The organism is Simiduia litorea, assembly GCF_042853465.1.
GTDB lineage: Bacteria > Pseudomonadota > Gammaproteobacteria > Pseudomonadales > Cellvibrionaceae > Simiduia > Simiduia litorea.
This window is the reverse complement of sequence record NZ_AP031497.1, coordinates 2,270,805-2,294,255: the sequence shown is the minus strand read 5'-3', so window position 1 is coordinate 2,294,255 and position 23,451 is coordinate 2,270,805. Positions and strand designations below refer to the sequence as shown.

At 48.9% G+C, this 23,451-nt stretch carries 20 protein-coding genes and 1 tRNA gene; 17 read left to right on the top strand and 4 right to left on the bottom strand.

Features of this window, described 5'->3' with window-relative positions; all coding sequences use genetic code 11:
- The first annotated feature begins 7 nt into the window (after positions 1–7).
- From tig to ACGHTT_RS10205, 6 genes are all read left to right on the top strand, one after another.
- The gene (tig, locus tag ACGHTT_RS10230) at positions 8–1,330 is read left to right on the top strand and encodes a trigger factor (RefSeq protein ID WP_390590381.1); all 1,323 of its coding nucleotides are present in this window, start codon (positions 8–10) and stop codon (positions 1,328–1,330) included.
- A gap of 299 nt (positions 1,331–1,629) precedes the next feature.
- Complete coding sequence (gene clpP / locus ACGHTT_RS10225; RefSeq protein WP_390590380.1) at positions 1,630–2,271, top strand: ATP-dependent Clp endopeptidase proteolytic subunit ClpP; 642 nt, start codon at positions 1,630–1,632, stop codon at positions 2,269–2,271.
- Positions 2,272–2,395: 124 nt separating this feature from the next.
- Positions 2,396–3,694, top strand: a complete 1,299-nt coding sequence (gene clpX / locus ACGHTT_RS10220) for an ATP-dependent Clp protease ATP-binding subunit ClpX (RefSeq protein WP_390590379.1) — start codon at positions 2,396–2,398, stop codon at positions 3,692–3,694.
- 188 nt (positions 3,695–3,882) lie between these two features.
- Positions 3,883–6,291, top strand: a complete 2,409-nt coding sequence (lon, locus tag ACGHTT_RS10215; RefSeq protein WP_390590378.1) for an endopeptidase La — start codon at positions 3,883–3,885, stop codon at positions 6,289–6,291.
- Positions 6,292–6,534: 243 nt separating this feature from the next.
- Positions 6,535–6,810, top strand: a complete 276-nt coding sequence (hupB, locus tag ACGHTT_RS10210; protein WP_290263798.1) for a nucleoid-associated protein HU-beta — start codon at positions 6,535–6,537, stop codon at positions 6,808–6,810.
- A 168-nt stretch (positions 6,811–6,978) separates the two neighbouring features.
- Positions 6,979–8,859, top strand: coding sequence for a SurA N-terminal domain-containing protein (locus tag ACGHTT_RS10205; protein ID WP_390590377.1), 1,881 nt, complete (start codon positions 6,979–6,981; stop codon positions 8,857–8,859).
- Positions 8,860–8,948: 89 nt separating this feature from the next.
- Here the strand turns inward: ACGHTT_RS10205 and ACGHTT_RS10200 are convergent, their stop codons facing one another.
- Positions 8,949–10,535 (bottom strand): LysM peptidoglycan-binding domain-containing protein, encoded by a 1,587-nt coding sequence (locus ACGHTT_RS10200; RefSeq protein ID WP_390590376.1) that lies wholly within the window; start codon positions 10,533–10,535, stop codon positions 8,949–8,951.
- Between the two features lie 144 nt (positions 10,536–10,679).
- Positions 10,680–11,459: a hydroxyacylglutathione hydrolase gene (gene gloB / locus ACGHTT_RS10195; RefSeq protein ID WP_390590375.1), complete on the bottom strand. Its 780-nt coding sequence runs from the start codon at positions 11,457–11,459 to the stop codon at positions 10,680–10,682.
- A 168-nt stretch (positions 11,460–11,627) separates the two neighbouring features.
- On the opposite strand from gloB, the gene ACGHTT_RS10190 reads away from it, so the two are divergent.
- The 6 genes from ACGHTT_RS10190 to ACGHTT_RS10165 all read left to right on the top strand — a co-directional run bounded on the left by ACGHTT_RS10190 (position 11,628) and on the right by ACGHTT_RS10165 (position 17,112).
- Entirely contained in the window at positions 11,628–12,509 is an 882-nt protein-coding gene (locus ACGHTT_RS10190) for a class I SAM-dependent methyltransferase (protein ID WP_390590374.1), read from the top strand.
- Between the two features lie 41 nt (positions 12,510–12,550).
- Entirely contained in the window at positions 12,551–12,988 is a 438-nt protein-coding gene (gene rnhA / locus ACGHTT_RS10185) for a ribonuclease HI (protein ID WP_390590373.1), read from the top strand.
- Between the two features lie 45 nt (positions 12,989–13,033).
- The gene (gene dnaQ, locus ACGHTT_RS10180; RefSeq protein ID WP_390590372.1) at positions 13,034–13,747 is read left to right on the top strand and encodes a DNA polymerase III subunit epsilon; all 714 of its coding nucleotides are present in this window, start codon (positions 13,034–13,036) and stop codon (positions 13,745–13,747) included.
- The gene (locus ACGHTT_RS10175; protein WP_390590371.1) at positions 13,740–14,429 is read left to right on the top strand and encodes a TIGR01621 family pseudouridine synthase; all 690 of its coding nucleotides are present in this window, start codon (positions 13,740–13,742) and stop codon (positions 14,427–14,429) included. The genes dnaQ and ACGHTT_RS10175 overlap by 8 nt, the downstream gene beginning before the upstream one ends.
- Entirely contained in the window at positions 14,429–15,997 is a 1,569-nt protein-coding gene (locus ACGHTT_RS10170; RefSeq protein ID WP_390590370.1) for an alpha/beta hydrolase, read from the top strand. The genes ACGHTT_RS10175 and ACGHTT_RS10170 overlap by 1 nt, the downstream gene beginning before the upstream one ends.
- Positions 15,998–16,068: 71 nt before the next feature.
- The gene (locus tag ACGHTT_RS10165) at positions 16,069–17,112 is read left to right on the top strand and encodes a hypothetical protein (protein WP_390590369.1); all 1,044 of its coding nucleotides are present in this window, start codon (positions 16,069–16,071) and stop codon (positions 17,110–17,112) included.
- Here the strand turns inward: ACGHTT_RS10165 and ACGHTT_RS10160 are convergent.
- Both ACGHTT_RS10160 and ACGHTT_RS10155 read right to left on the bottom strand, forming a co-directional pair.
- On the bottom strand, positions 17,109–18,038 hold the full coding sequence (locus tag ACGHTT_RS10160; RefSeq protein ID WP_390590368.1) for a GGDEF domain-containing protein: 930 nt from the start codon (positions 18,036–18,038) through the stop codon (positions 17,109–17,111). The genes ACGHTT_RS10165 and ACGHTT_RS10160 overlap by 4 nt on opposite strands.
- A gap of 619 nt (positions 18,039–18,657) precedes the next feature.
- Positions 18,658–18,734: transfer RNA gene (locus tag ACGHTT_RS10155), tRNA-Val, on the bottom strand.
- A 287-nt stretch (positions 18,735–19,021) separates the two neighbouring features.
- Between ACGHTT_RS10155 and thrS the strand changes: the two genes are divergently transcribed.
- From thrS to pheS, 5 genes are all read left to right on the top strand, one after another.
- On the top strand, positions 19,022–20,935 hold the full coding sequence (gene thrS, locus ACGHTT_RS10150) for a threonine--tRNA ligase (protein WP_390590367.1): 1,914 nt from the start codon (positions 19,022–19,024) through the stop codon (positions 20,933–20,935).
- 108 nt (positions 20,936–21,043) lie between these two features.
- Positions 21,044–21,586: a translation initiation factor IF-3 gene (gene infC / locus ACGHTT_RS10145; protein WP_390595026.1), complete on the top strand. Its 543-nt coding sequence runs from the start codon at positions 21,044–21,046 to the stop codon at positions 21,584–21,586.
- A 62-nt stretch (positions 21,587–21,648) separates the two neighbouring features.
- Entirely contained in the window at positions 21,649–21,843 is a 195-nt protein-coding gene (gene rpmI, locus ACGHTT_RS10140; RefSeq protein WP_290263772.1) for a 50S ribosomal protein L35, read from the top strand.
- A 31-nt stretch (positions 21,844–21,874) separates the two neighbouring features.
- Positions 21,875–22,231 carry a 50S ribosomal protein L20 gene (gene rplT / locus ACGHTT_RS10135; protein ID WP_290263769.1) on the top strand — a complete coding sequence of 119 codons (357 nt, stop codon included), beginning with the start codon at positions 21,875–21,877 and terminating at the stop codon, positions 22,229–22,231.
- A gap of 155 nt (positions 22,232–22,386) precedes the next feature.
- Entirely contained in the window at positions 22,387–23,400 is a 1,014-nt protein-coding gene (pheS, locus tag ACGHTT_RS10130) for a phenylalanine--tRNA ligase subunit alpha (protein ID WP_390590366.1), read from the top strand.
- The last annotated feature ends 51 nt before the right edge of the window (positions 23,401–23,451 follow it).

The following is a 23,451-nucleotide window of genomic DNA, read 5'->3' as shown; positions in this document are numbered from 1 at the left end:
GATAAAAATGCAGGTTTCTATCGAAACGACTTCAGGTCTAGAGCGTCGTTTGACTGTTGGCGTACCCGCCGATCAAATCGAAAGCGAGATCAACAAGCGTCTGCAGCAAGCGGCTAAATCCGTTCGCATTAATGGTTTCCGTAAAGGTAAAGTACCATTGAAAGTGGTTAAGCAGCGTTTCGGTGCCGGTGTGCGTCAGGAAGTGGTTGGCGAAGTGATGAGCCGCTCTTTCTACGATGCTGTGCGTAAAGAAGACGTTAAGCCTGCCGGCCAGCCAAGTATTGAGCCAAAGCAGATGGAAGAGGGTAAAGACCTTGAGTTCGTAGCAACTTTTGAGGTTTATCCGGAAGTAACACTCTCCGAGTTTAGCGATATTGCAGTCACGCGCCTAACGGCAGACGTTACCGAAGCTGACATCGACAAAATGATTGAAGTGCTGCAAAAGCAGCAGGCTAGCTGGGAAGATACAAAGCGTAAAACCAAAAAAGGTGAGCGTGTAAACATCAACTATGTTGGCACCAAAGACGGTGAAGAATTTGAGGGCGGTAAGGCTGAAAACCAGTTCTTGGTGCTCGGTTCAGATTCCATGATTCCAGGCTTTGAGAAAGGTCTAATTGGCTGTAAAGCTGGTGAAGAGCACGTGCTGGATTTAACTTTCCCAGACGATTACCAAGCGGAAGAGCTTCGCGGTGCTGCAGTGCAGTTCAAAGTGACTGTAAATAGCACCTCCGCGCAGAAGTTGCCCGAGCTGGATGATGAGTTCTTTGCAAAATACGGTGTTGCTGAAGGCGGTTTAGAGAAATTTCGTGCCGAAGTAAAAGACAATATGGCGCGCGAATTGAAAAACGCAGCGCAGGCGAAAGTAAAAACCCAAATCATGGATGCGCTAGTATCCAAGCACGAAGTTGATTTGCCGAAAGCGTTGGTTAAATCTGAAATTGGCGCTTTGCGCAACCAGATGATTCAGCGTTTCGGTGGCGCGGCAAACAATGCGCAGCTGGATTTCGCCTCTCTGCTGCCAGACGATATGTTCACTGAGCAAGCTGAGCGCCGGGTTAAGTTGGGCTTAGTTGTTGGTGAAGTAGTAAAGGCCAATGCCATTAAAGTTGATGGCGATCGCGTTCGCGCCATGGTTGAAGAGTTGGCGTCTACGTATCAAGAGCCGGAAGAAGTAGTTAGCCACTACTATAACAATCGTGAATTATTAGCGAGTGTTGAGTCGGCGGTGCTTGAAGATCAGGTGGTCGACTTCCTATTAGCGGCCGGCAAGGTTACTGATAAGGTGAGCACCTATGATGAGGTGATAAAACCGGCGGATAAAGACGCCTAATTCATCGAGTCTACTCCGGAGCCGCGACGTAAAACTCGCGGCTTTGTTTTATTATCTATGCTTGTTTTGTTGGCACATCGGCCTATCTCGGTTAAGCTCCCTTCTATACGAAACCAGAAAAACTGATTTGGTCAATTTTTAATCTTGCGCCTCGTAGCGAGTGCAGAAGCCAAATACCTAAACCGGCTTCGATAGCTTTACGTACTACTCTTATAGTTCCGATAAGACCAAGTTTTGTCTGTACTTATCGCAACTCAGTATCTATAAAATAAGTCCCAGTAAAAGGAATTGACATTTAGATGGCAAATTTCGACCTAGTAGACAGATCGCCCACTATCATCACTGATACCTTGGTTCCGATTGTTGTAGAGCAGACAGCTCGTGGCGAGCGCTCATATGATATCTATTCGCGCTTACTTAAAGAGCGAGTCATCTTTTTGGTTGGCCAGGTTGAAGATCACATGGCGAACTTGGTGGTGGCTCAGATGTTGTTTCTCGAGGCTGAAAACCCTGACAAAGATATCCACTTGTATATTAACTCGCCGGGCGGTTCGGTGACCGCCGGCATGTCAATTTATGACACCATGCAGTTTATTAAACCTGATGTTAGTACCATGTGCTTGGGTCAGGCCTGTAGCATGGGCGCATTCTTGCTAGGTGCGGGAGCCAAAGGTAAGCGCTTTTGTCTGCCCAATGCACGCACCATGATCCACCAGCCGAGTGGTGGTGCACAGGGGCAAGCCAGTGATATTCATATTCAAGCGCAAGAAATCCTAAAGATTCGCGAGCGACTGAATACCATCATGGCCGAGCATACTGGCAAGTCCGTGGAGGAAGTTGCGAGGGATACAGAGCGCGATAATTTCATGAGCGCCGAGCAATCTAAGGCTTACGGTTTAATTGACGAGGTCGTTACCCGTCGGCCAAAGGCTGAAAAATAAGATAATTGGCTAAGATGTGCGCAGATCTGCTAAGACCTGCATAAAATTACTACCCTTGCACTTGAAATGTGGGGGTAAAGCTAGCATCTTGTAACATTCAAACAGTGGTAAGTGGAGTGGGTCGATGACCGATCGCACAAAAGAAGGCGGAGATGACAACGGAAAACTGTTGTATTGCTCCTTCTGTGGCAAAAGTCAGCACGAAGTGCGCAAGCTGATAGCCGGTCCGTCGGTATTCATCTGTGATGAGTGCGTGGATCTCTGTAACGACATTATCCGCGAGGAAATCCAAGAGGCGGTTAGTGAAGGCGATAGCGGTAAATTGCCAACCCCCCAAGAAATTGCCGGCACCTTAGATCAGTATGTTATTGGTCAGCGAACGGCTAAAAAGGTGTTAGCGGTCGCGGTTTATAATCACTACAAAAGGTTGCGCACCGGTGATAAAGCCGGCAAAGACAAAGAGCCTGTTGAACTGGGCAAGAGCAACATCTTGCTAGTAGGTCCAACCGGTAGCGGTAAAACGCTGCTGGCAGAAACCTTGGCGCGCATGCTTAATGTACCTTTTACCATCGCCGATGCCACTACCCTAACTGAAGCAGGTTATGTGGGTGAAGATGTTGAGAATATCATTCAGAAGCTGTTACAGAAATGTGACTACGATGTAGAAAAGGCCCAGCAAGGCATTGTTTACATTGATGAAATCGACAAAATTTCGCGCAAATCCGACAATCCGTCGATAACCCGCGATGTCTCTGGTGAAGGCGTTCAGCAGGCGCTGTTGAAGCTCATCGAGGGCACGGTCGCCTCGGTGCCGCCGCAGGGCGGTCGCAAGCACCCTCAGCAGGAATTTTTACAGGTAGATACCTCTAACATTCTGTTCATCTGTGGTGGCGCTTTCGCAGGCCTCGACAAGGTTATACGGGATCGCTCTGAGAAGGGTGGTATTGGCTTTGGTGCCGAGGTGAAAAGCAAAGACGACAAGCGTAATGTGGGTCAAGTGCTGCGCGACGTAGAGCCGGAAGATTTAGTGCGTTATGGTTTAATTCCCGAGTTTATTGGGCGTTTACCTGTTATCGCTACTCTCGAGGAGCTTGATAAGGACGCTCTTATCACAATCCTTACCGAGCCACGCAACGCCTTAACCAAGCAATACGCGCGTTTGTTTGAAATGGAGGGGGTCGAGGTTGATTTTAGGCCTGATGCACTAGATGCCGTAGCCCAAAAGGCGATGGATCGTAAAACTGGGGCTCGTGGCTTGCGCTCCATTATGGAGAATGTGCTGCTCGAAACCATGTATAAAATTCCCTCTGAAGAGGGAGTTAGCAAGGTCGTGGTTGATGAGTCTGTGATCAAAGGTGAGTCTGAGCCGCTACTGGTTTATGAGACTAAGGAGAAGCCCGCAAAGGCTGCCCCGCAGGATTAAAAACTCGTCAAAGTGTTTAAAAAAGAGCCCTGGAGGCTCTTTTTTTCGCTTGCAGCGCCGAGATTGCTTGTAAAAGGCCTGTATCGCCCCCACTCTTTGTTTAACGTAAAAACTAACAGTTCTGTCCCTTGTCCTAGCTGTGCTGCTAGGCTCACCATCTGGACGGTATTGATTCAACGAGGCATTCCATGGTTTCCGACGCTCCAGCTGAATTGCAGGCTGAATTGCCACTTCTCCCGCTTCGCGATGTAGTGGTTTATCCCCATATGGTCATTCCCTTGTTTGTCGGCCGAGCTAAGTCGATAGAAGCCTTGGAAGCCGCCATGGCGGCAGATAAACAAGTGCTATTGGTCGCGCAGAAGAATGCTGCCGACGATGATCCAGACGCCGAGGGCCTCTATGGCATTGGCACGGTTTCCACAATCCTTCAGCTTTTGAAGCTACCCGATGGCACGGTCAAAGTGCTAGTTGAGGGCGGTGAGCGCGCTAAGCTGGAGCAAATTACCGATATGGGCGGCTATTACCAAGCCTCTATTAGCACGATGCTTTCTGAAGAGGTTGCTGAACGCGAGGCCGAAGTGCTGTTGCGCTCGGCGATGACTCAATTCGAGCAATACGTGACCTTGAGCAAAAAGGTGCCCGCAGAAGTGATGACGTCGCTTTCCGGTATCGATGACTTAGGTCGTTTAGCGGATACAGTGGCTGCTCATATGTCGCTCGAGCTGGCTCAGAAGCAAGATATTCTAGAGATGGTTTCAGTGCGCGAGCGTCTAGAGCATTTATTGGGTTTGATGGAAGCTGAAATTGATTTGTTTCAAGTTGAAAAGCGCATCCGCGGCCGCGTTAAAAAACAAATGGAAAAAAGCCAGCGCGAATACTATTTGAATGAGCAAATGAAGGCCATTCAAAAAGAGCTGGGTGATATCGGAGAAGAGGGCAACGAGTTTGATGAGTTGGAGAAAAAGATTGCCGACGCTTCTATGCCCGAAGATGCTGATAAGAAAACCAAAGCTGAGCTCGCAAAATTAAAAATGATGTCGCCCATGTCGGCGGAAGCATCCGTGCTGCGCTCTTATATTGATTGGATGGTTAATGTTCCTTGGACCAAACGCAGTAAAGTTCGTCATGATTTAAAGCGCGCGGAAGAAATATTGGAAGCCGATCATTACGGTTTAGAAGAAGTAAAAGAGCGCATCCTAGAATATTTGGCGGTGCAAAAACGCGTCAAGAAAATCAAGGGGCCAATTTTGTGTTTGGTCGGGCCACCAGGAGTGGGTAAAACGTCCCTGGGTGAATCTATCGCGCGTGCAACCAATCGCAAGTTTGTTCGCATGGCCTTAGGTGGTGTGCGCGACGAAGCTGAAATTCGCGGCCATCGTCGCACTTACATTGGTTCACTACCGGGTAAGCTGGTTCAAAAAATGTCTAAAGTGGGAGTTAAAAACCCACTGTTTTTGCTCGATGAAATCGACAAAATGGGTATGGATAACCGCGGTGATCCGGCTAGCGCCTTGTTGGAAGTTTTGGACCCAGAGCAGAACAGTAAATTTAACGATCATTATTTAGAAGTCGATTACGATCTGTCTGATGTGATGTTTGTCTGTACCTCAAACTCGATGAATATTCCTGGGCCGTTACTCGATCGCATGGAAGTCATTCGAATCCCAGGCTACACCGAAGACGAAAAGCTAAATATTGCCAAGCGCTATTTGGTGCCGAAGCAAATGAAAGCCAATGGCCTGCAAGAGAAAGAAATCAATATTACTGACGAGGCGATTCTGGGTATCGTTCGTTACTACACGCGCGAGGCCGGTGTTCGTAGTCTAGAGCGCGAAGTGGCAAAACTGTGTCGCAAGGTAGTTACCCAGCACGTGAAGGATAAGTCACTTGAGTGTGCGACCATCGAGAATAAAAACCTCGAAGACTATTTGGGCGTAATGAAATATGACTACGGTCGTGCAGACTCTGCCAATCAAATTGGTCAGGTTACCGGCCTTGCTTGGACTCAAGTGGGCGGTGAACTGTTGACCATCGAATCCTCTGCAGTAAAAGGCAAGGGGCGTATGGTGAAAACAGGTTCCCTGGGCGATGTCATGCAGGAATCGATTCAGGCAGCCTTAACAGTGGTGAAATCCCGTGCGCAATCGCTGGGTATTGCACCGGATTATCATGAAAAAACTGACATCCATATTCACGTGCCCGAAGGCGCAACGCCAAAAGACGGGCCCAGTGCAGGCATCGCTATGTGCACCGCTTTGGTGTCGGTTTTAACCAATATCCCCGTGCGCGCTAACGTTGCCATGACGGGGGAAATTACGCTGCGTGGTGAGGTGCTTCGAATCGGTGGATTAAAAGAGAAGTTGCTTGCCGCCCATCGCGGCGGTATCAATACAGTGGTGATTCCCGCGGAGAACGAGCGCGATTTACGCGATATTCCCGACAATATCAAAGCAGATTTGAAGATCATTCCAGTCAAGTGGGTTGATCAGGTGCTCGAAATTGCGTTGCAGGAGGTGCCAAAACCTTATTCGGATGAAGAGTATCGCGCACTTGAGCAGCAGGCCCAGGAGAGCGCTAAGCGAATTAGCACACATTAGGGTTGGTTGTTTTGTGATCTATCTGGCGAGGCTTTGCTCGCTTCGTTGAAAAACGATGAAAAGCTGTGCAGGCCGCGCCAATTCTGCGATTCATGCCTTGACCGGCCTTAATTCAGTTGGTATAAATCGCAGTTCGTTTTGTTATGTGCAGCCGAGCAATGGTTTGTATAAGCATAGTGTTTTCATTGGTAGTGACATATTTCGTAGTAAATTTGGAACTTGAAATAATAAAAGGGGTTTAGTGTGAATAAATCTGAATTGATCGAAGCGATTGCTGCTTCTGCGGACATTCCAAAGGCTGCTGCTGGCCGTGCGTTGGACGCAATGGTTGACTCAATTACTGGCGCTCTGAAGCAGGGTGATCAGGTTGTTTTAGTAGGTTTTGGTACCTTCGCAGTGAAAGATCGTGCAGCGCGTACCGGTCGCAATCCGCAAACAGGTGCGGAGATTCAGATCGCTGCAGCTAAAGTGCCAGGCTTTAAGGCCGGCAAAGCGTTAAAGGATGCGGTAAACGGTTAATGCTGGTTTAGCCGGTATGAATTTGGCCTAGCCAATTCAATCGATCGCGAAAAAGGCGCATCCCCGATGCGCCTTTTTCATATAACCGACACGATAAAAATACAGTCGGTCACACACAGTTTTCGCCGCAAATATGCGGTCTTTTAAATATGCTGGGGTTTTTAGGCCATGATGCAATCATTTCGCGACAACTTGAAGGGCACCGTAGCGATGTTCTTGGTGGTATTGGTGTCAATACCCTTTATTTTCTTCGGTGTTGATAGTTTGTTTACCGGTGATGCAAAATCTGGACAAGCAGCCAGTATCAATGGCGATGTGGTTACTGAAAATCAGGTACGTCGTGCTATTAGCATGCAGCGCGATCAATTGACTCAGCGTTTTGGCGATCAACTCCCCGCTGACTTTTTATCGGATGAGCGCCTACGCGGCCCAGCCGTTGAGGGTTTAGTTAGCCGTCAGTTGCGTATTCAGGGCGCCACCGAAGGTCGAATGACCATCAGTGATAAAGCCCTCGATGCGCTCATTGTTGGAGCGCCCGCGTTTCAAGTCGACGGTAAGTTTGATCCGCAGCGGTTTACCTATATGGTGCAGTCCATGGGCTATACCGCATCTGGCTATCGCGAGATGATTCGCCAAGAAATCATTGCACAGCAATACATGTCCTCCGTTGCCTTGGGTGGCTTCGTAACTGAGCAGCAGTTGGCTCAGCATGTTCGTTTAACTGATCAGACGCGTGACTTTTATTACGTAACCCTACCATTGGCGCCAATCATGGCGACAACTGACGTTGATTCAGCGGCGGTAGAAGCATTTTATCAGGCTAATCAAGCGCAATATCAAATTCCGGAAATGGTAAGTGTCAAAGCGATTGAGTTGAATGTTGCCGATCTTGCCGCCGGTATTGAGGTTAGCGATGCGCAGGTGGCTGCGCAGTACGAAGAAAATATGAAGTCCTACGAGACCGCGCCGGTTCGTCACGCTGCACACATTTTGGTTGAGGTCGAAGATGATGAGCAGGCGCAGGCTAAGCTTGCACAAATCGAACAGGCTTTAGCTGGGGGTCAAGAATTTGCCGAAGTAGCCTCAGCCTTTTCAGATGATCTTGGTACGCGCGACGCGGGTGGCGATTTAGGTTTTACCTCTGGTGACACTTTCCCTGAGGAATTTGAAGCCGCATTGGCTGCACTGGACGTTGGCGCTGTCTCTGCGCCTGTTAAAACGGATGCCGGTTGGCACCTTATTAAATTAGTGAGCGTTGAAAATTCTGAGTTACCCAGTCTTGAAGAAGAGGCGCCAACCATTCGTATGGCGCTGGCCGATTCGATGGCTCAACAGTTATTTGTTGAAAAACTTGAGTTGTTGAAAGAAGAAGCCTTCAAGCAAGATGACATTGAGCTGGTTGCTCAAACGCTGGGTGTTAATACGGTTGTTCTGTCGGCGTTTAGCCGTGTAGGTGGTAATGGTTTAGCCGCTGATTCTAAAGTCATTAATGCCGCTTTTAGCGATGAAGTGTTAAAGGACGGCCGCATCAGTCCTGTGCTTGAGTTGTCTGAGACGAGTGTTGCCGTTGTGCGTTTAATGGAGCATATGCCGGCAAAGGTCAAACCCTTGGCGGAGGTTGCCGATTTAATAGAAACTCAGCTAAAAGAAGAAAAGGCGAAAGCAACCTTAAGTGCTCAAGGCGAAACGTTGCTGGCGTCTTTAGCTACTGGCGCTGATGTTGAATCTGTTGCTAAGGCGGCGGGTTATGATTGGCAGGTTAGCACGGGTGTTAAGCGTGCCGATAGCCGATACGATCGCGCGATGTTAGAGCAAGTTTTTGACATGAGTCAGCCTGCTGATACAGAAGCTGCGTATTCACAGGTGTATAACCAAACCGGCGACTTGGTGCTTCTGAAGTTGGTTAAAGTAGAAGACGGTCAGCTGGAAAGCTTGTCGGCTGAACAGCGCACGGCGTTGACTCAACGCTTAAGCTACGACACGGCTAACGCTGAAGTTTTGGCTTATGAAGCGGCGCTTAAAGAAAGCGCTGACATCAAGGTTTATTGATGCTCGCTAGCCGCCGATGACGCTGTCGGCGCACATAAAAAAGCCTCGCACTTGCGAGGCTTTTTTATGGCTGTCATTTTGCTTTCGGTTCAATTTACCCGAGTTACATCAACAAAAAGTGTAATGCGTTGGCCTGGATGAATGTAGCTTTTCGCATTCATTGTGTTCCATTTTAAAATGTCATTGACGGTTAAATTAAATTTACCCGCAATTCTGGCAAGCGAGTCGCCGTTGCGTACTTGATAATTCACTTTTCGAATCACACCACTGCTACTGTTGCTGGCGTAGTTGCTAGCTGGTGCTTTCGACCAGATTACAAGTTTCTGCCCTGGCTTTATCGGGTCGCGGGGTGCCATGCCGTTCCAGCGCGCAATTTCGCTCACGCTGACACGATGAATGCTGGCGATTTTCCATAAGCTGTCGCCACTTTGAACAACGTAGTTTGACTTGGTGGTTCCAGCTTTTCCGCTGGATTTATTTTGTTTGGCTTTAACGCGTTGATCTTGGCTATAGGCGTAGGACTCAACCGGTTGGCTGGCAACCGGAATAATTAACATTTGATGTTGGCGAATCAAATTAGAGCTCAAATTGTTGGCACTTTTTAGCGCGTTAACACTGGTGTGGTGGCGCTTGGCAATGAGATTTAAGCTGTCGCCAGATTTTACTTTGTAGCTTTTCCAACTAATGCGCTCTTGCTCGGGTAGGGCATCGAGGTTTTCTAGAAAGCCCTCGGCTTGTTCAACAGGCACTAGAAAGTGAAACGGGCCGTCGGGGTCGGTGGCCCAGCGATTGTAGCCAGCGTTGAGGTGATAGAAGTCCTTCAGCTCCATGCCCGCCAGTTCCGCGGCTTGAGCTAGGTCCATTTGCGAGTCTAAATCTATGCGCTCAAAATAAGGGTTGTTAGGGATATCGGTCAGCGTGAGGCCGTATTCGTCCGGGTTGCGCACTAGCTCTGCAAGCGCCAGTAATTGCGGTACGTAAGCGCTCGTTTCTCGCGGCAGTTTTAGTGACCAAAAATCCGTGGCTTTGCCCTTGGCTTTGTTTCGTCTTATGGCTTTGCGGACGTTACCACCACCGGTGTTATAGGCCGCTAAGGCGAGCAGCCAGTCGCCATCAAATTGACGGTTAAGATTGCTTAAGTAACGAATGGCCGCTTCGGTAGAGGCTTCTATATCGCGCCGGCCGTCGTACCAATAGTTCTGTTTTAGGCCATAGTGTTTACCCGTGCCCGGAATGAACTGCCAGATGCCGGAGGCGCGTCCATGGGAGTAGGCGAAGGGATCAAAGGCGCTCTCTACGATAGGCAATAGAGCCAATTCTAGAGGGAGATCGTTGGCTTCGAGCTGCTCCACTATGTGATAGAGATAGCGATTAGCTCGTTCCGACACCCGTTTCATGTAATTGTCATTACGTGAATACCAGCTGATGTAGGTGTCTACTCGCTCGTTGTGTACCGATGGGATCTGAAAGCCATCTCTGACCCTGTCCCACAGATTAACGTCTGCGCTGGGTGCGAAATCCTGCCATGACAATGCATCAACCGGACAAAATACATCAGGTGTGATGGCAGCGAGTTCCTTTTCCGCTGCGGTTTTAGGTGTTGTAATTTGCGAACAGCCTATGAAAAGGCTGCTGGCAGCTAGCGCGAGCGCTAAAGGCTTTAACTTAAAATTCATGCGTATTTTTAGAAACTATCTGCGTAATTGATGGCGATTGTAGGGTTGGCGGCTGCACTGGTCAACAAACGTTCATAAAAGCCTGTAAGACTTATAGTTTTTTTATCTTAGGTTGTGAAAGAGTGCCTGCTTCGGCGTCGACCCTTAGAAGTTGTCTTTCCATTGCCTTAGCGTGGCAATAATGGCTTCCTCGCCAATCACGTCGGCCTTGGCGTAGTGCTTTGCAGAGACTTGTATTTCTGGGCTATGGGGTCGCAGGAAGGGGTTGGTCGCCAGCTCTACGGCCAGCGTTGAGGGTAGGGTGGGTAGGCCGGCTTCTCGCTTACATTGCTCCTGTTGTTGTCGCTCTTGTAGTTTGCGGTTGCCAGGCTCCACCTGTTGGGCAAAAGCCAAGTTCGACAGTGTGTATTCGTGAGCGCAGCACATCAGGGTTTCGGGTGGAAGGGTTTTAAATCGCTTAAGCGCTTGATGTAACTGCTTGGGTGAGCCTTCAAAAAGGCGACCGCAACCAGCGCCAAATAACGTGTCGCCACAAAATAGAATGCCGGGTTGTTCGGCGTTTGGCGCTAGATAATAGGCAATGTGGTCTAAGGTGTGGGCTGGGACGCCTAATACGGCCACGCGCCAAGGGCCTAGGTTGAATTCAGTGCCATCCTTCAGCGGTACGGTTACGGTCTTTATCTTGCTTGTGTCTGGGCCGTACACGGGTATCTTGGGGTTATGGTGTAAAAGCGCCTGAACGCCGCCGATATGATCTGAGTGGTGATGCGTTATCAGTATGCCGGTCAGGTCTAATTTGTGTGTCTGTAGCCACTGTCGTGCAGGAGCGGCTTCTCCTGGGTCGATCAACCAAGCTTGTTGGCCGTCACTCAGGCCCCATATATAGTTGTCAGTGAAGCTGGGGATTGGTGTAAGGTCTAGCATTATCTGTGTATCCGATGTGGTGTTTGTTAGGTGATAGGCCAATACTATTAAACAACGCTATTGAGGGCCATGTTTGGGGGCGCTTGGTGTAGGGCTGCACTAAGCGCTGTTTAGGTTGAATGCCGCTTATAATCTGTACATGCGCGATTTTGTCTGCAGGAGCGAAACATGGGCTATCTTACCCCACCTGAAAGATTTAAGCGTTTACCTCGGCTTACGCATTGGGGGCGCGGCTTGCCGCCTTTGTCTGAAGCTGTTCCGGCTATGGAGCGTTGGTTCCGCACGCCGGTTGGCCGCGAACTCTTAAGCCGCGAGCTGCAGCAGGTCGATGAGGTGTTGCAGTGTTTGTTTGGCTATCACTTGTGTCAAATGAGTGTGTGTCGAAATCTTGAGTTAACGGCAACCAGCCGGATTTTACATCGGTTTAATATCAACCCCTTAGCGTCTAGCGGCGATGAATTGCATGGCCCTGCGGCTTTGGCGCACCCAGAGCAATTACCGCTACCGGCAGAGAGTACCGATGTTGTGCTTTTGCACCACGTATTGGAGTTCTCTAATCAACCGCATCAGGTGCTGCGCGAGGCCTGCAGGGTTTTGATGCCAAGAGGCCATTTGGTTATCGTTGGTTTTAACCCTTGGAGTTTAATGGGCTTGTGGAAGCAATTGGCGCGCTTAGGTAACGAGCCTCACTGGCGCTATCAGGCGTTTTCGGTACGTCGGTTAAACGATTGGTTGCGCTTGCTAGACTTGGAGGCCTCTAGCTTGAGTCGAGGTTTCTATCGTCTGCCCCTGCAATCCGCTAAGGGCTTGTCTTTGTTGCACGGTTGGGACAACTGGTGCGAGCGCTGGCAGTGGCTGGGTGGTGGCTTTTACGTATTGGTGGCACGCAAGGAGGTAACTCCATTGACGCCAATTCGCCCTTTGTGGAAGGCTCGTCAGGCCATGCCGGGTCTCGGAGTGGTGAATCGGCAAGCAGAGCCGATACGTCGCGCGCCAGTAGGTCAAAAGGCCCGTCAGGCAGACTATAAAAAACCGCCATCGGAATCCTGATCTGGTATCCTTCGGCTTTTTAAAATGATGACGGTGTAAGATTGAAGAAGGTCGAGTTGTTTACTGATGGTGCCTGTAAGGGTAATCCTGGCCCCGGAGGTTGGGGTGTGCTGATGCGCTATGGCGAGCTTGAGAAGTCTCTTTGTGGCGGCGAAAAGCACACAACTAATAATCGTATGGAGCTAATGGCGGCCATTGAAGGCCTTAAGGCGCTGAATGAGCATTGTTCCGTCGTGCTGACCACCGATTCTCAATATGTGCGCCAAGGTATCACTAGTTGGATGGAGAAATGGAAACGCAATGGTTGGAAAACCGCTAGCCGCCAACCGGTGAAAAATGAAGACTTATGGCGTGCCTTAGATGAGCAGTCGGCTCGGCATACCATCACTTGGGCTTGGGTGAAAGGCCACTCAGGTCATCGTGAGAATGAGATGGCTGATGAATTGGCCAATCTTGGCATCGAACAGTTATCTGCCTAGATACTCCTTTCCTCGTTAATCCGTTTTTAATCGCGAATAATCATTATGCGTCAGATAGTTTTAGATACCGAGACCACCGGTTTAGAGCCAAGCCAAGGCCACCGTATTATTGAAATTGGCTGTGTTGAATTGGTGAACCGAAAGTTAACGGGGCGTCATTATCATCAATATATTAATCCAGAGCGCGAAGTGGATGCGGGCGCGATGGAAGTGCATGGTATTAGCAATGAATTTTTAGTTGATAAACCTACCTTTACCCAAATTGCCGATGACTTTTTAGCGTACGTCGACGGTGCAGAACTTATCATCCACAATGCGCCTTTCGATGTGGGGTTTATTAACAATGAGTTTCGTCTTCTAGGGGATGGCAAAAAGCCGATAGCGCAATACTGCGGTATCCTAGATACTCTGGCCATGGCGCGCAATAAGCATCCGGGCCAGAAAAATAATTTGGATGCCTTATGTAAGCGTTATGGCGTAGATAATTCGCAGCGTGATTTGCATGGGGCATTGCTTGATGCCGAAATCTTAGCTGACGTCTATTTGTTAATGACAGGCGGTCAGGAGGCTTTGAGTTTCGCAGCGGCAAATGAGCAAAAGCAGCAAGGCGGTAGCGAAGGTATTCGCCGTTTGTCAGCAGCTAGATCACCTTTGCCGGTAATCCTGGCGGCACAAGATGAATTGGATGTGCACCATAAAAAATTAGAAAAGTTGCAAAAGGCCAGTGGTGCCTGTGTGTGGCTGCAAGCCGGTGACTGATTTTTTTTCATTGCTTGCCGATGAGCAGGATTTTGTTGTCGTCAATAAGGCCCCGAACGTTAATTTTCATACTGAATCTGGCGAGTTGGGCATCGTTGAGCTGGTGCGGGAATATATGGGCACTAACCTATGGCCTGTGCATCGGCTAGATAAAATGACCTCGGGTTTGTTATTGCTCGCCAAATCGGCTCAGGCTGCGTCGTCGTTTGGCCAGCTATTTGAGCAGCGCGCTATTGAAAAATATTATCTGGCTATCTGCGCCGGAAAGCCGAAAAAAAAACAAGGTTTAGTGAAGGGCGATATGAGTCCAAGCCGACGCAAAGCTTGGAAGCTTGTGCCCAGCTATAATAATCCTGCGTTAACGCAATTTTTTAGTCAGAGTTTGGGTGAAGGTTTAAGGCTCTACGTGTTAAAACCAAGCACAGGTAAAACGCATCAGTTACGTGTGGCGCTGAAAAGTCTTGGTGTGCCAGTGCTGGGTGATGATATCTACAATGCTAAAGAAGCGGCACGCAGTGATAGGGGTTATTTGCACGCTTATGTCTTGAGTTTTAATTTGTCAGGGAAATCATTTCGTTTTGTATCGGTCCCCGATCAAGGTAGGCTTTTTGCACTGCCAGCAGTAAAGCGTGTCATTGCCGATTGTGGTGACCCCTCGTTAATGCCATGGCCGGTATTGTGATGCAAAAGATTCTGGCTTCACTTCTTTTTGTTTTTTTATCCTTGGCCGCCTTCGCCCTTGTTTATCGCCCCGAATCGAGCCTTGAGTTACCTCAGAATAGTACTGAGCTTCAGTCGCGTGCATGTTGGTTCACGCCAGAAGTTGATAGGCGGGTAGAGTGCTTTAATTTACAGGTTACCGAGGCTGGTCAGCAATTTACATTGCCCGTTGTAGTGCTGAAATCTAATCAGCCCAATAATCACGCGCTACTGTATTTATCGGGCGGACCTGGCGGAAGTGCGTTTTTGAGTGCGGAGGATATGATTTATTGGCAGGGGCAGTTCGCACGCTTTGATATCGCTTCCGATCTTGTATTGATTGATCGGCGCGGTACTGGTATGGCCGAGCCGCACTTACAGTGTCCTTATTTTCGTCGAGAATACCGTAAGGGATTGAGTCAAGATTTGTCCGCCGGTGAAGAAAATGAGCAAAACTTTCGAGCCTTGTCATGGTGCTTTGATAGTCAATTAAGTTTGATGCCTGATAGTAGCCGGTTAGCGGTGGCGGCCTTAGGTACAGCAGCAGATGCGCGCGATATGCAAGCACTGTTGTCATTGTTGGGGTATCAGCAATGGAGTCTTTGGGGTGTGTCTTATGGTACGCGTTTAGCGTTAGCCATAGCTGCAAAACAGCCCGAAGGTTTGCAGTCGTTAGTGCTTGATTCCGTCTATCCCCCGGGCCGGGGGCAGAGTGAAGAGTGGCCTGGTTTGATGAGTTCGGCCATGAAGCGTTTTTTTCATTGGTGCGATGTCAATCATTGTGCTCAAATCCAAGCCTCAGTTGGCGGCCAGCCGGCTGTGTTCTCAGAGGGGCGCTTTCAACAAATGCTTCAGCAGCTGGACGCGCGACCCGTTAAGCTAACTTTACCCAGTTGGTATGGTGAGGCGCCTTACCAAGTTATGGTTAATGGCCAACGCTACTTGCAAATGGTCTTTTCCGCTATTTACGATCAGCATCTTTGGCCGCAGATCGGAGAGTCTTTAATGCCTGCATCAAGTAGGCAGAAGGGCGCGCTTATTAAGCTGGCTGAAAGTTTTGTAAATAATGCCTTTGATCCGGATTTCTCCGAGTTGGTTTATTATGCGGCTGAGTGCAAGGATAATCAAGTTTCTGATCCTCGTGCCGTTGATACCGCCTTGTCTGAACACCCGTATTACAGCCGTTATTTGGATAGACTATCGGACACAGATTTATGCCAGTCAGAGGTTTTTAAGTCGGTTCGAGGGAGTGAGCAATTGCCGGTGGACAATTTAGTAAACGTTGCTGTTCCGGTGTTTCTGTTGAGTGGAGAATTGGACCCAATTACACCCAGTAATTGGATTCAGCCCTTGCAGAGTTTGTTGCCTCGATGGCAGTTGGCGAGTTTCCCCGGCGTGGGGCATGCCGTTGTTTCGTCAGACATCTGTGCGGAGCAACTGCTGCGAGATTTTATCTCCAATCCCGAGCAGGCGTTGACGTTAACCGATAAAACTTGCCGCCAGTCATCCATAATGTTGTCCGCTAGCAGTATATCGGCAGTGTTTAATTAATAACCGATTTTTTAGCTGTTTTGTTTGGTTAAAAGTCGTTAGAATTGCCGATTTTCCCCTTTGTAGATCTCATGAAAGTTGTCGTTGCAATCCGTGCCTCTAATCCTAGTCAAGCGCGCCAGTTATTGGCGGATCAAGCTTGTGAAATTCATAAAAGCCGTTTCGAATCGCAAGAGCCTGCGTTGCGTAATTTAATCGATGGTTTGTATCGACGGGGTTTGGATGTTGAGCTGAAGGGTGCGAGTTTAGCTTGGTTTCTAATTGAGGGGGCGCTATCGCCAACGCAATGGTTGGAGCGAAGCGCGGTAGCTATTTGTTTTAGTTTTGATTGGTTTCAGCAGCAAGCAGCTCAAATACGCTATCTAAAAGGCATTGCCTACTGTGACGCTGCAGCTGATTGGGCGCAACTTCTTCCTATTAATGGTGGTGCAGCTCACGTTGTTCAGTCAGAAGGCAAGCTCGATTGGCAAGGCGTGGTGATTGAGCGTGGCTTGGAACCAAAGTCGGACGTGCCGAAGCCATCTTCTCTTCGAGACACTCGTTTATTGGTGGAGCCCTCGGAAGCGCGCGGATTACTTTCTGATAGTACTTTGATTGTCGATGCTTCGTCACTGGATGATCATTCTGTTTCAGTAGAGCAGATTGCTATCGATACGTTGGTGCAACCGAAAAAGAATTCGGCGCGTAAGGTTGTCAGTAAAATTCTTACTGCAACCAAAAATATGGCCAAGCGTAAACCTAAGGCCGCCGCCAATTCAGCTGGTCAGGAGGCAAAGACTTTAGTGGTTGGGGTTGAGTCTGAGGCTGAAAGTGTTGCCACTAAGGTTGCAGCTTCCCTCGGGGAGGCTGAAAAAACTGTCGCTAAAAAGCGCGGTCGACCTCGCAAAATCCTTGCTCAGCATGGCGATCAAGACATTGGCGCAATAGAGATTGAACAAGGTATGGCTAGCGCCCATATAGAACAGAAGGTTATTGTTGAGCCTGTGTCTTCTACAGCGTCGGAAGGTGTAGAGTCAGAAACGATCTTGACGCCAAAAAAGCGGGGGCGGCCCCGTAAAGTGATCGCCCCAGTGGTGTCGGATGTTGATGAAGAACAATTAGATCTATTTGTTTAAGCCTGCGCCGCGGCTTGTAAATCCAGTGCTGTGGCCACTCTGTTTCGGCCTTCGCGCTTGGCGTGATACAGCGCTTTATCTGCTTGCTCAAATAAATTTTTGGCACTCATGTCTTTTTGGAGTTGTGCCAGTCCAATGCTCGCTGTTACTTTTAAGTGCTGATCTCCTTGTTGGATGTCCAGCGCTTCAATGGCTTCGCGTAAACGCTCTGCGATTATAATCGCACCCTCCATGTCAGTGTTACTTAGCAACACAGAAAACTCTTCACCGCCATAGCGAAATGTCAGGTCTGTGGTACGGGCCACCAGCATGATAGTTTGCGCAACTTCGTGTAAAACTTCATCGCCGAGCGCGTGGCCGTAACTGTCATTAATTTTTTTGAAATGATCTAGATCGATCATCATTAATGTTAACGGCTGCTCGTAGCGTTGACTCATTTGCAGTTCGCGTCGCACGGCGGTGTCCATGGCTACACGATTACCTGTGCCGGTAAGTGGATCGTACAGGGCTGCTTGCAGAGCATCTTTATATTGTAGAGCGTTACGTAGCGGGTATATTAAAGTGCCTAACAGCGATTCAATGCAGGCCAATTCAGCTTCGCTAAAACGCTTGGCCCGGTTAAAACGAATCTCGCCTAGGTTGTCCCTCGGGGTGATTAAGCGATAATCGCAATGGTGCAAGTTGTCTCGCCCTAATGAGAGGTGAATGCCGCGCGCGGCATGGCGATAACTAAGTCCGCCAATGCGAACTTGTTGGCCCAGGTATTTGACAAAAATTTCCAGCAACGCCTGTAAGTCTAGTGACGTTTGCAGTGCGTGAATAAGCTTGTGGCGTAAATCAGGGTCTTCCTGAATGGCAATACGAGTCAATTTTCGCTTGGCCGTATTACTGTTATGCAACGGCGTGACCTGATTGGATTCTTGCATGATCTACCCCTCGGGTTATCGCAATAATGACGCTAGGTTTATGCACCTATTTACTTGGAACTGCGAAAACCATGCCATTTTTATTTCCGTATAAAATTATCAATAAAAACAAGTTGTTATGTATTTTTTTTGTCGACTTGGTTGAATGGTAGTCAGGCGGTTGACGCTCTAGCGGCAAGTCATTTTGAGGTGGCGGCGGTTTTTTGCCGCATGGCGGGCACTTGTAAATATCAAAGGTATCTTGCGTTGGATGGGCCCGTTTGGCAGCGCAGTGTTCGTAAGGTGAAGGTTTTATCCGCTGACAGCGTGCTCAGGTTGCTTGTGTCGCTAAATTTTGGGTGGCAGTAAGGGCCGATCGTCATTATCCGAGTCTCTGGAGCACATGTTTAGGTTCACTCGCTTCCCTTATTGCTCGCAGGGTTAGGTGTCGTGCGGTTAATCGTGCAGCTTAAACAAAAATGCTCAATGTAATCGGCCGAGCATTATTATTTCAATGTCTGGAGGGCTATCCAGATGCGCTCCCTTTGGTCGCGGCCCTTCGGGTCGAACTTGCAGTTCGGTGTCGAAACGACACGCATTAAAAAAGGCCATCCGATGGATGACCTTTTTCAATGCAATCTGGTAGGACTATCCAGATTCGAACTGGAGACCTCTACCATGTCAAGGTAGCGCTCTAACCAACTGAGCTATAGTCCTAAAGAGGCGCGCACTTTACCAGTAAGGTTTTGGGGAATCAATAGGTTAGGTGCAGCTTACAGGAAAAGGAGGTTACAGGGCGGCGGCCTGCCGCCTTACAGGAAAGGCGATTACCTGCAGATCAATCGCCTTTGCTTGTCCTGTTAACTGTACGCTGGTTTTCCTGTTAACTGAGTTCTTGCCTTCAAAGGCAGGGGCCCTATAATAGCCCTTCTCGCCGGCAGCACCGTCTGCCTTTTATACACGTGGCCTTTGGTAGGGGTCACCACTGGATTCAGGAAACGAAAATGCCTGTTATTACTCTCCCAGACGGCTCTGAGCGTCGTTTTGATGCGGCTGTGTCTGTTTTAGACGTTGCGCTTGATATTGGTCCTGGTTTAGCGAAAGCGACAATTGCTGGCCGTGTTGATGGTGTGCGCGTGGATGCGTGCGATCTGATAAAGCAAGATGCCAAGCTTGAAATCATCACCGCTAAAGATGCAGATGGGTTGGAAATTATTCGCCACTCTTGTGCGCATTTGTTAGGCCATGCGATTAAGCAGATGTGGCCCGATGTAAAGATGGCTATCGGCCCAACTATAGAAAATGGTTTTTATTACGACATAGATCTCGAGCACTCGCTGACCGACGAAGATATTGAGAAGCTCGAGGCGCGGATGCTTGAGCTGGCAAAAACAGAATATGACGTGATCAAAAAAGTGGTTTCTTGGGAGGAGGCTGTTGCCGCTTTTGAGCGCCGCGAAGAGCCTTATAAACTCGAAATTTTAGAGCGCGATATTCCCAAGTCCGCCACGCCTGGCTTATACCACCATGAAGAATACGTGGACATGTGTCGCGGCCCGCACGTACCGAATATGCGGTTTTGTCAGCACTTTAAATTGATGCGCATTTCTGGCGCCTACTGGCGTGGCGATTCCAACAACAAAATGTTACAGCGGATTTACGGTACGGCCTTTGCGGACAAAAAGGCGCTTAAGGCGCACTTGCAGTTCTTAGAAGAGGCGGTGAAACGCGACCACCGTAAGTTGGGTAAAAAATACGACTACTTCCATATTCAGGAAGAGGCGCCCGGCATGGTGTTTTGGCATCCGCGCGGCTGGGCTATTTACACCGCGATCGAAGAGTACATGCGCAAAGTGCAGCGCGATAACGGTTACCAGGAAATCAAGACGCCGCAGGTTGTCGATCGCACCCTGTGGGAGCGTTCTGGTCACTGGGATAAGTTCCGCGACAGTATGTTCACTGTTGAGTCTGAAGCGCGCGACTACGCGGTTAAACCGATGAACTGTCCCTGTCATATTCAGGTGTTTAATCAGGGGTTAAAGAGCTATCGCGACTTACCCATTCGCTTGGCGGAGTTCGGTAGCTGCCATCGCAACGAGGCGTCTGGTACCTTGCAGGGGCTGATGCGTGTTCGGGCATTTACCCAAGATGATGCGCATATCTTCTGCGCCGAAGAGGCTATCCAAGACGAAGTCAGCACGTTCACTGATCTACTTTATAAGGTTTACGCTGATTTTGGTTTTACCGACGTTATCATTCGCCTATCAACGCGCCCTGAGCAGCGGGTGGGGAGTGATGAAGTGTGGGATAAGGCTGAAAAGGCGTTAGCTGATGCACTTGAAGCAAAGGGCCTCGAATACAGCCTTTTGCCGGGCGAAGGTGCCTTCTACGGGCCAAAGATCGAGTTCTCCCTGAAAGATTGCCTCGGTAGGGTATGGCAGTGCGGTACAATACAGGTCGATTTTTCTATGCCTGGTCGTTTAGCTGCGCAATATGTGGCCGAAGACGGCTCTCGCCAAGTGCCGGTGATGTTGCACCGGGCCATTTTGGGTTCTTTCGAGCGATTCATCGGTATTTTGATTGAAAACTTCGAAGGCGCATTTCCGCTTTGGTTAGCGCCAGAGCAAGTCGGAATTCTGAATATTACGGACAATCAGGCCGAATATGTGAAGAAAGTTGAAGAATCCTTGAAAAACAAAGGCTTCAGAGCGTTTTCGGACTTGAGAAACGAGAAGATCGGCTTTAAAATCCGCGAGCACACAATTCAGCGGGTTCCTTACCTGTTAGTGGTTGGCGACAAAGAGATGGAAACCGGCAAAATTACGGTGCGTAACCGTAACGGCGAAGATCTAGGCGCCATGAGTGTGGATGAACTGGCAGAGCGCTTGAATGCTGAGATAGCATCAAAGAGCGCTTAATAAGGCTGCAAAATAGCGAATGTGCCTACTTTGGGGTTAGCACATGAGGTTTTGTGGTCTTTTGCTGTTGTAGCCCAACATTGGGCAATTATTTAGGAGGCATTAGCCATCAAACGAGATAGCGCGAAAAGCGGAAAGTCGAAAAAAGCCCGCATTAATGACCAGATTGATGCAAAAGAAGTACGCCTAATTGGTGCCGACGGAGAACAAATAGGGATCGTCAGCATTGCTGAAGCACTCGCCGCCGCACAGGCAGCAACGTTAGATCTGGTAGAAATCGCGCCCGATGCCGAGCCGATAGTTTGTAAGATCCTAGACTACGGCAAGGAAGTGTTTGAGGCCAAGAAGGCCAAGGCTGCTGCCAAGAAAAAGCAGAAACAACAGCAAGTAAAAGAAATCAAGATTCGACCAGGGACGGATGTAGGTGATTATCAGGTAAAACTACGCAACCTGATACGTTTCCTCGAAGAAGGGGATAAGGCCAAGGTTTCATTGCGATTCCGCGGCCGCGAGATGGCGCACCAAGAGTTGGGCATGGAGATGCTGAAACGCATCGAAATTGATCTGGCTGATTACGGTATCGTTGAGCAGCACCCGAAGATGGAAGGTCGGCAGCTGATGATGGTTCTCGCACCCAAAAAGAAGAAGTAGCCGGGCTTTTTAGCTGCCTTGTTACTTTAATTATCAAACTCGCAAATGCGGAGTGTTTTATTATGGCCAAAGCTAAAATACACAGTGGCGCTTCCAAGCGCTTCAAAAAGACTGGTGCTGGATACAAGCATAAGCATGCTAACCGTAGCCACATCCTCACTAAGATGACTACCAAGCGCAAGCGTCACCTGCGCGGTACCAATGTTCTGGATAAGGACAACGTGGTACTGGTAGATCGTATGTTCCGCGCCAAGTAATTGGCAGTAACCTTAAGTAGAGGATTGAATTATGGCGCGTGTTAAGCGTGGTGTCGTGGCTCGTCGCAGCCACAAAAAAGTACTAAAAGCCGCTAAAGGTTACTACGGAGCACGTTCACGTGTATTTCGAGTAGCTAAGCAAGCTGTTATCAAAGCAGGTCAATACGCCTATCGTGATCGCAAGACCAAGAAGCGTAATTTCCGTGCATTGTGGATCACTCGTATCAACGCACAGTCTCGTGCGGAAGGTTTGAGCTACAGCAAGCTGATCGCTGGTTTGAAGAAAGCAAATATTGCGTTGGACCGTCGCGTGTTGGCAGATATTGCTGTTCACGATAAAGCGGTTTTTGCAACTATCGTTGAAAAGGCTAAAGCAGCTCTGGCTTAAGTCGCACGATAGGGGGTGCTATACATCCCGATGTGTTTCGAAGGGAAGGGGCTAACGCCTCTTCCCTTTTTTATTAGTGCAAACTAAACATTAAACTATTTTAGCTGCGGTTTTGTTGTATACAAAACTGCGCACATGAACACCGGAGAACACCCATGGAAAACCTGGTCGCGCTCACCCAGGAAGCGCTTGAGCTGGTTGCCAAAGCCGAAGACTTAAATGGCTTAGATTACGTTCGCGTTGAGTATTTAGGTAAGAAGGGAAAGATCACCGAGCTGTTAAAAGGCTTGGGTAAGTTATCAGCGGAGGAGCGCCCAGCTGCTGGCGCTGAAATCAATACCGCTAAACAGGCCGTTCAGGAAAAGCTAAATGAACGCAAAGCTGAGCTCGAAGAATTAGAAGTAAATGCCAAGCTCGCTAATGAAAAAATTGACGTGACTCTAACGGGGCGGGGCCAGCAGGGTGGTGGTTTGCACCCTGTCACGAAAACCCTCGCGCGTATCAGCGAAATCTTTCAGCAGGCAGGCTATCAAATTGCGGAAGGGCCGGAAGTTGAGGATGACTACCATAACTTTGAGGCGCTCAATATTCCGTCGCATCATCCGGCGCGCGCGATGCACGATACGTTTTATGTTGATGCCAGTCATGTGTTACGTACTCACACATCGCCAGTGCAGATTCGCACCATGGAAACCCAAGAGCCGCCTATTCGGGTTATTTGCCCCGGTCGAGTGTATCGCTGCGATTCCGATATTACCCACACGCCGATGTTTCATCAGGTGGAAGGTTTAGTCGTTGACCAGCGCATCAGTTTTGCAGACTTGAAAGGTACTGTGGATCAATTCTTAAAAGCGTTTTTTGAGGCTGATGTACCCGTGCGGTTTCGCCCCTCGTATTTCCCTTTTACTGAGCCGTCGGCTGAAGTGGATATTCAGTGTACGCAATGCGGTGGCAAGGGTTGCCGTGTTTGTAAACAATCTGGCTGGCTAGAGGTGATGGGTTGCGGCATGGTGCATCCAAATGTTTTTACCTCCAGTGGTGTCGATCCAGAAAAATATTCTGGTTTTGCCTTTGGTATGGGTGTCGAGCGTTTGGCTATGTTGCGCTATGGCGTAAACGATTTACGATTGTTTTTCGAAAACGATTTGCGGTTCCTGCAGCAATTTTAAAATTTGATGCTCAGGGTTTTTTGAAAGACACAGAAAATTTTTATGTGGTTG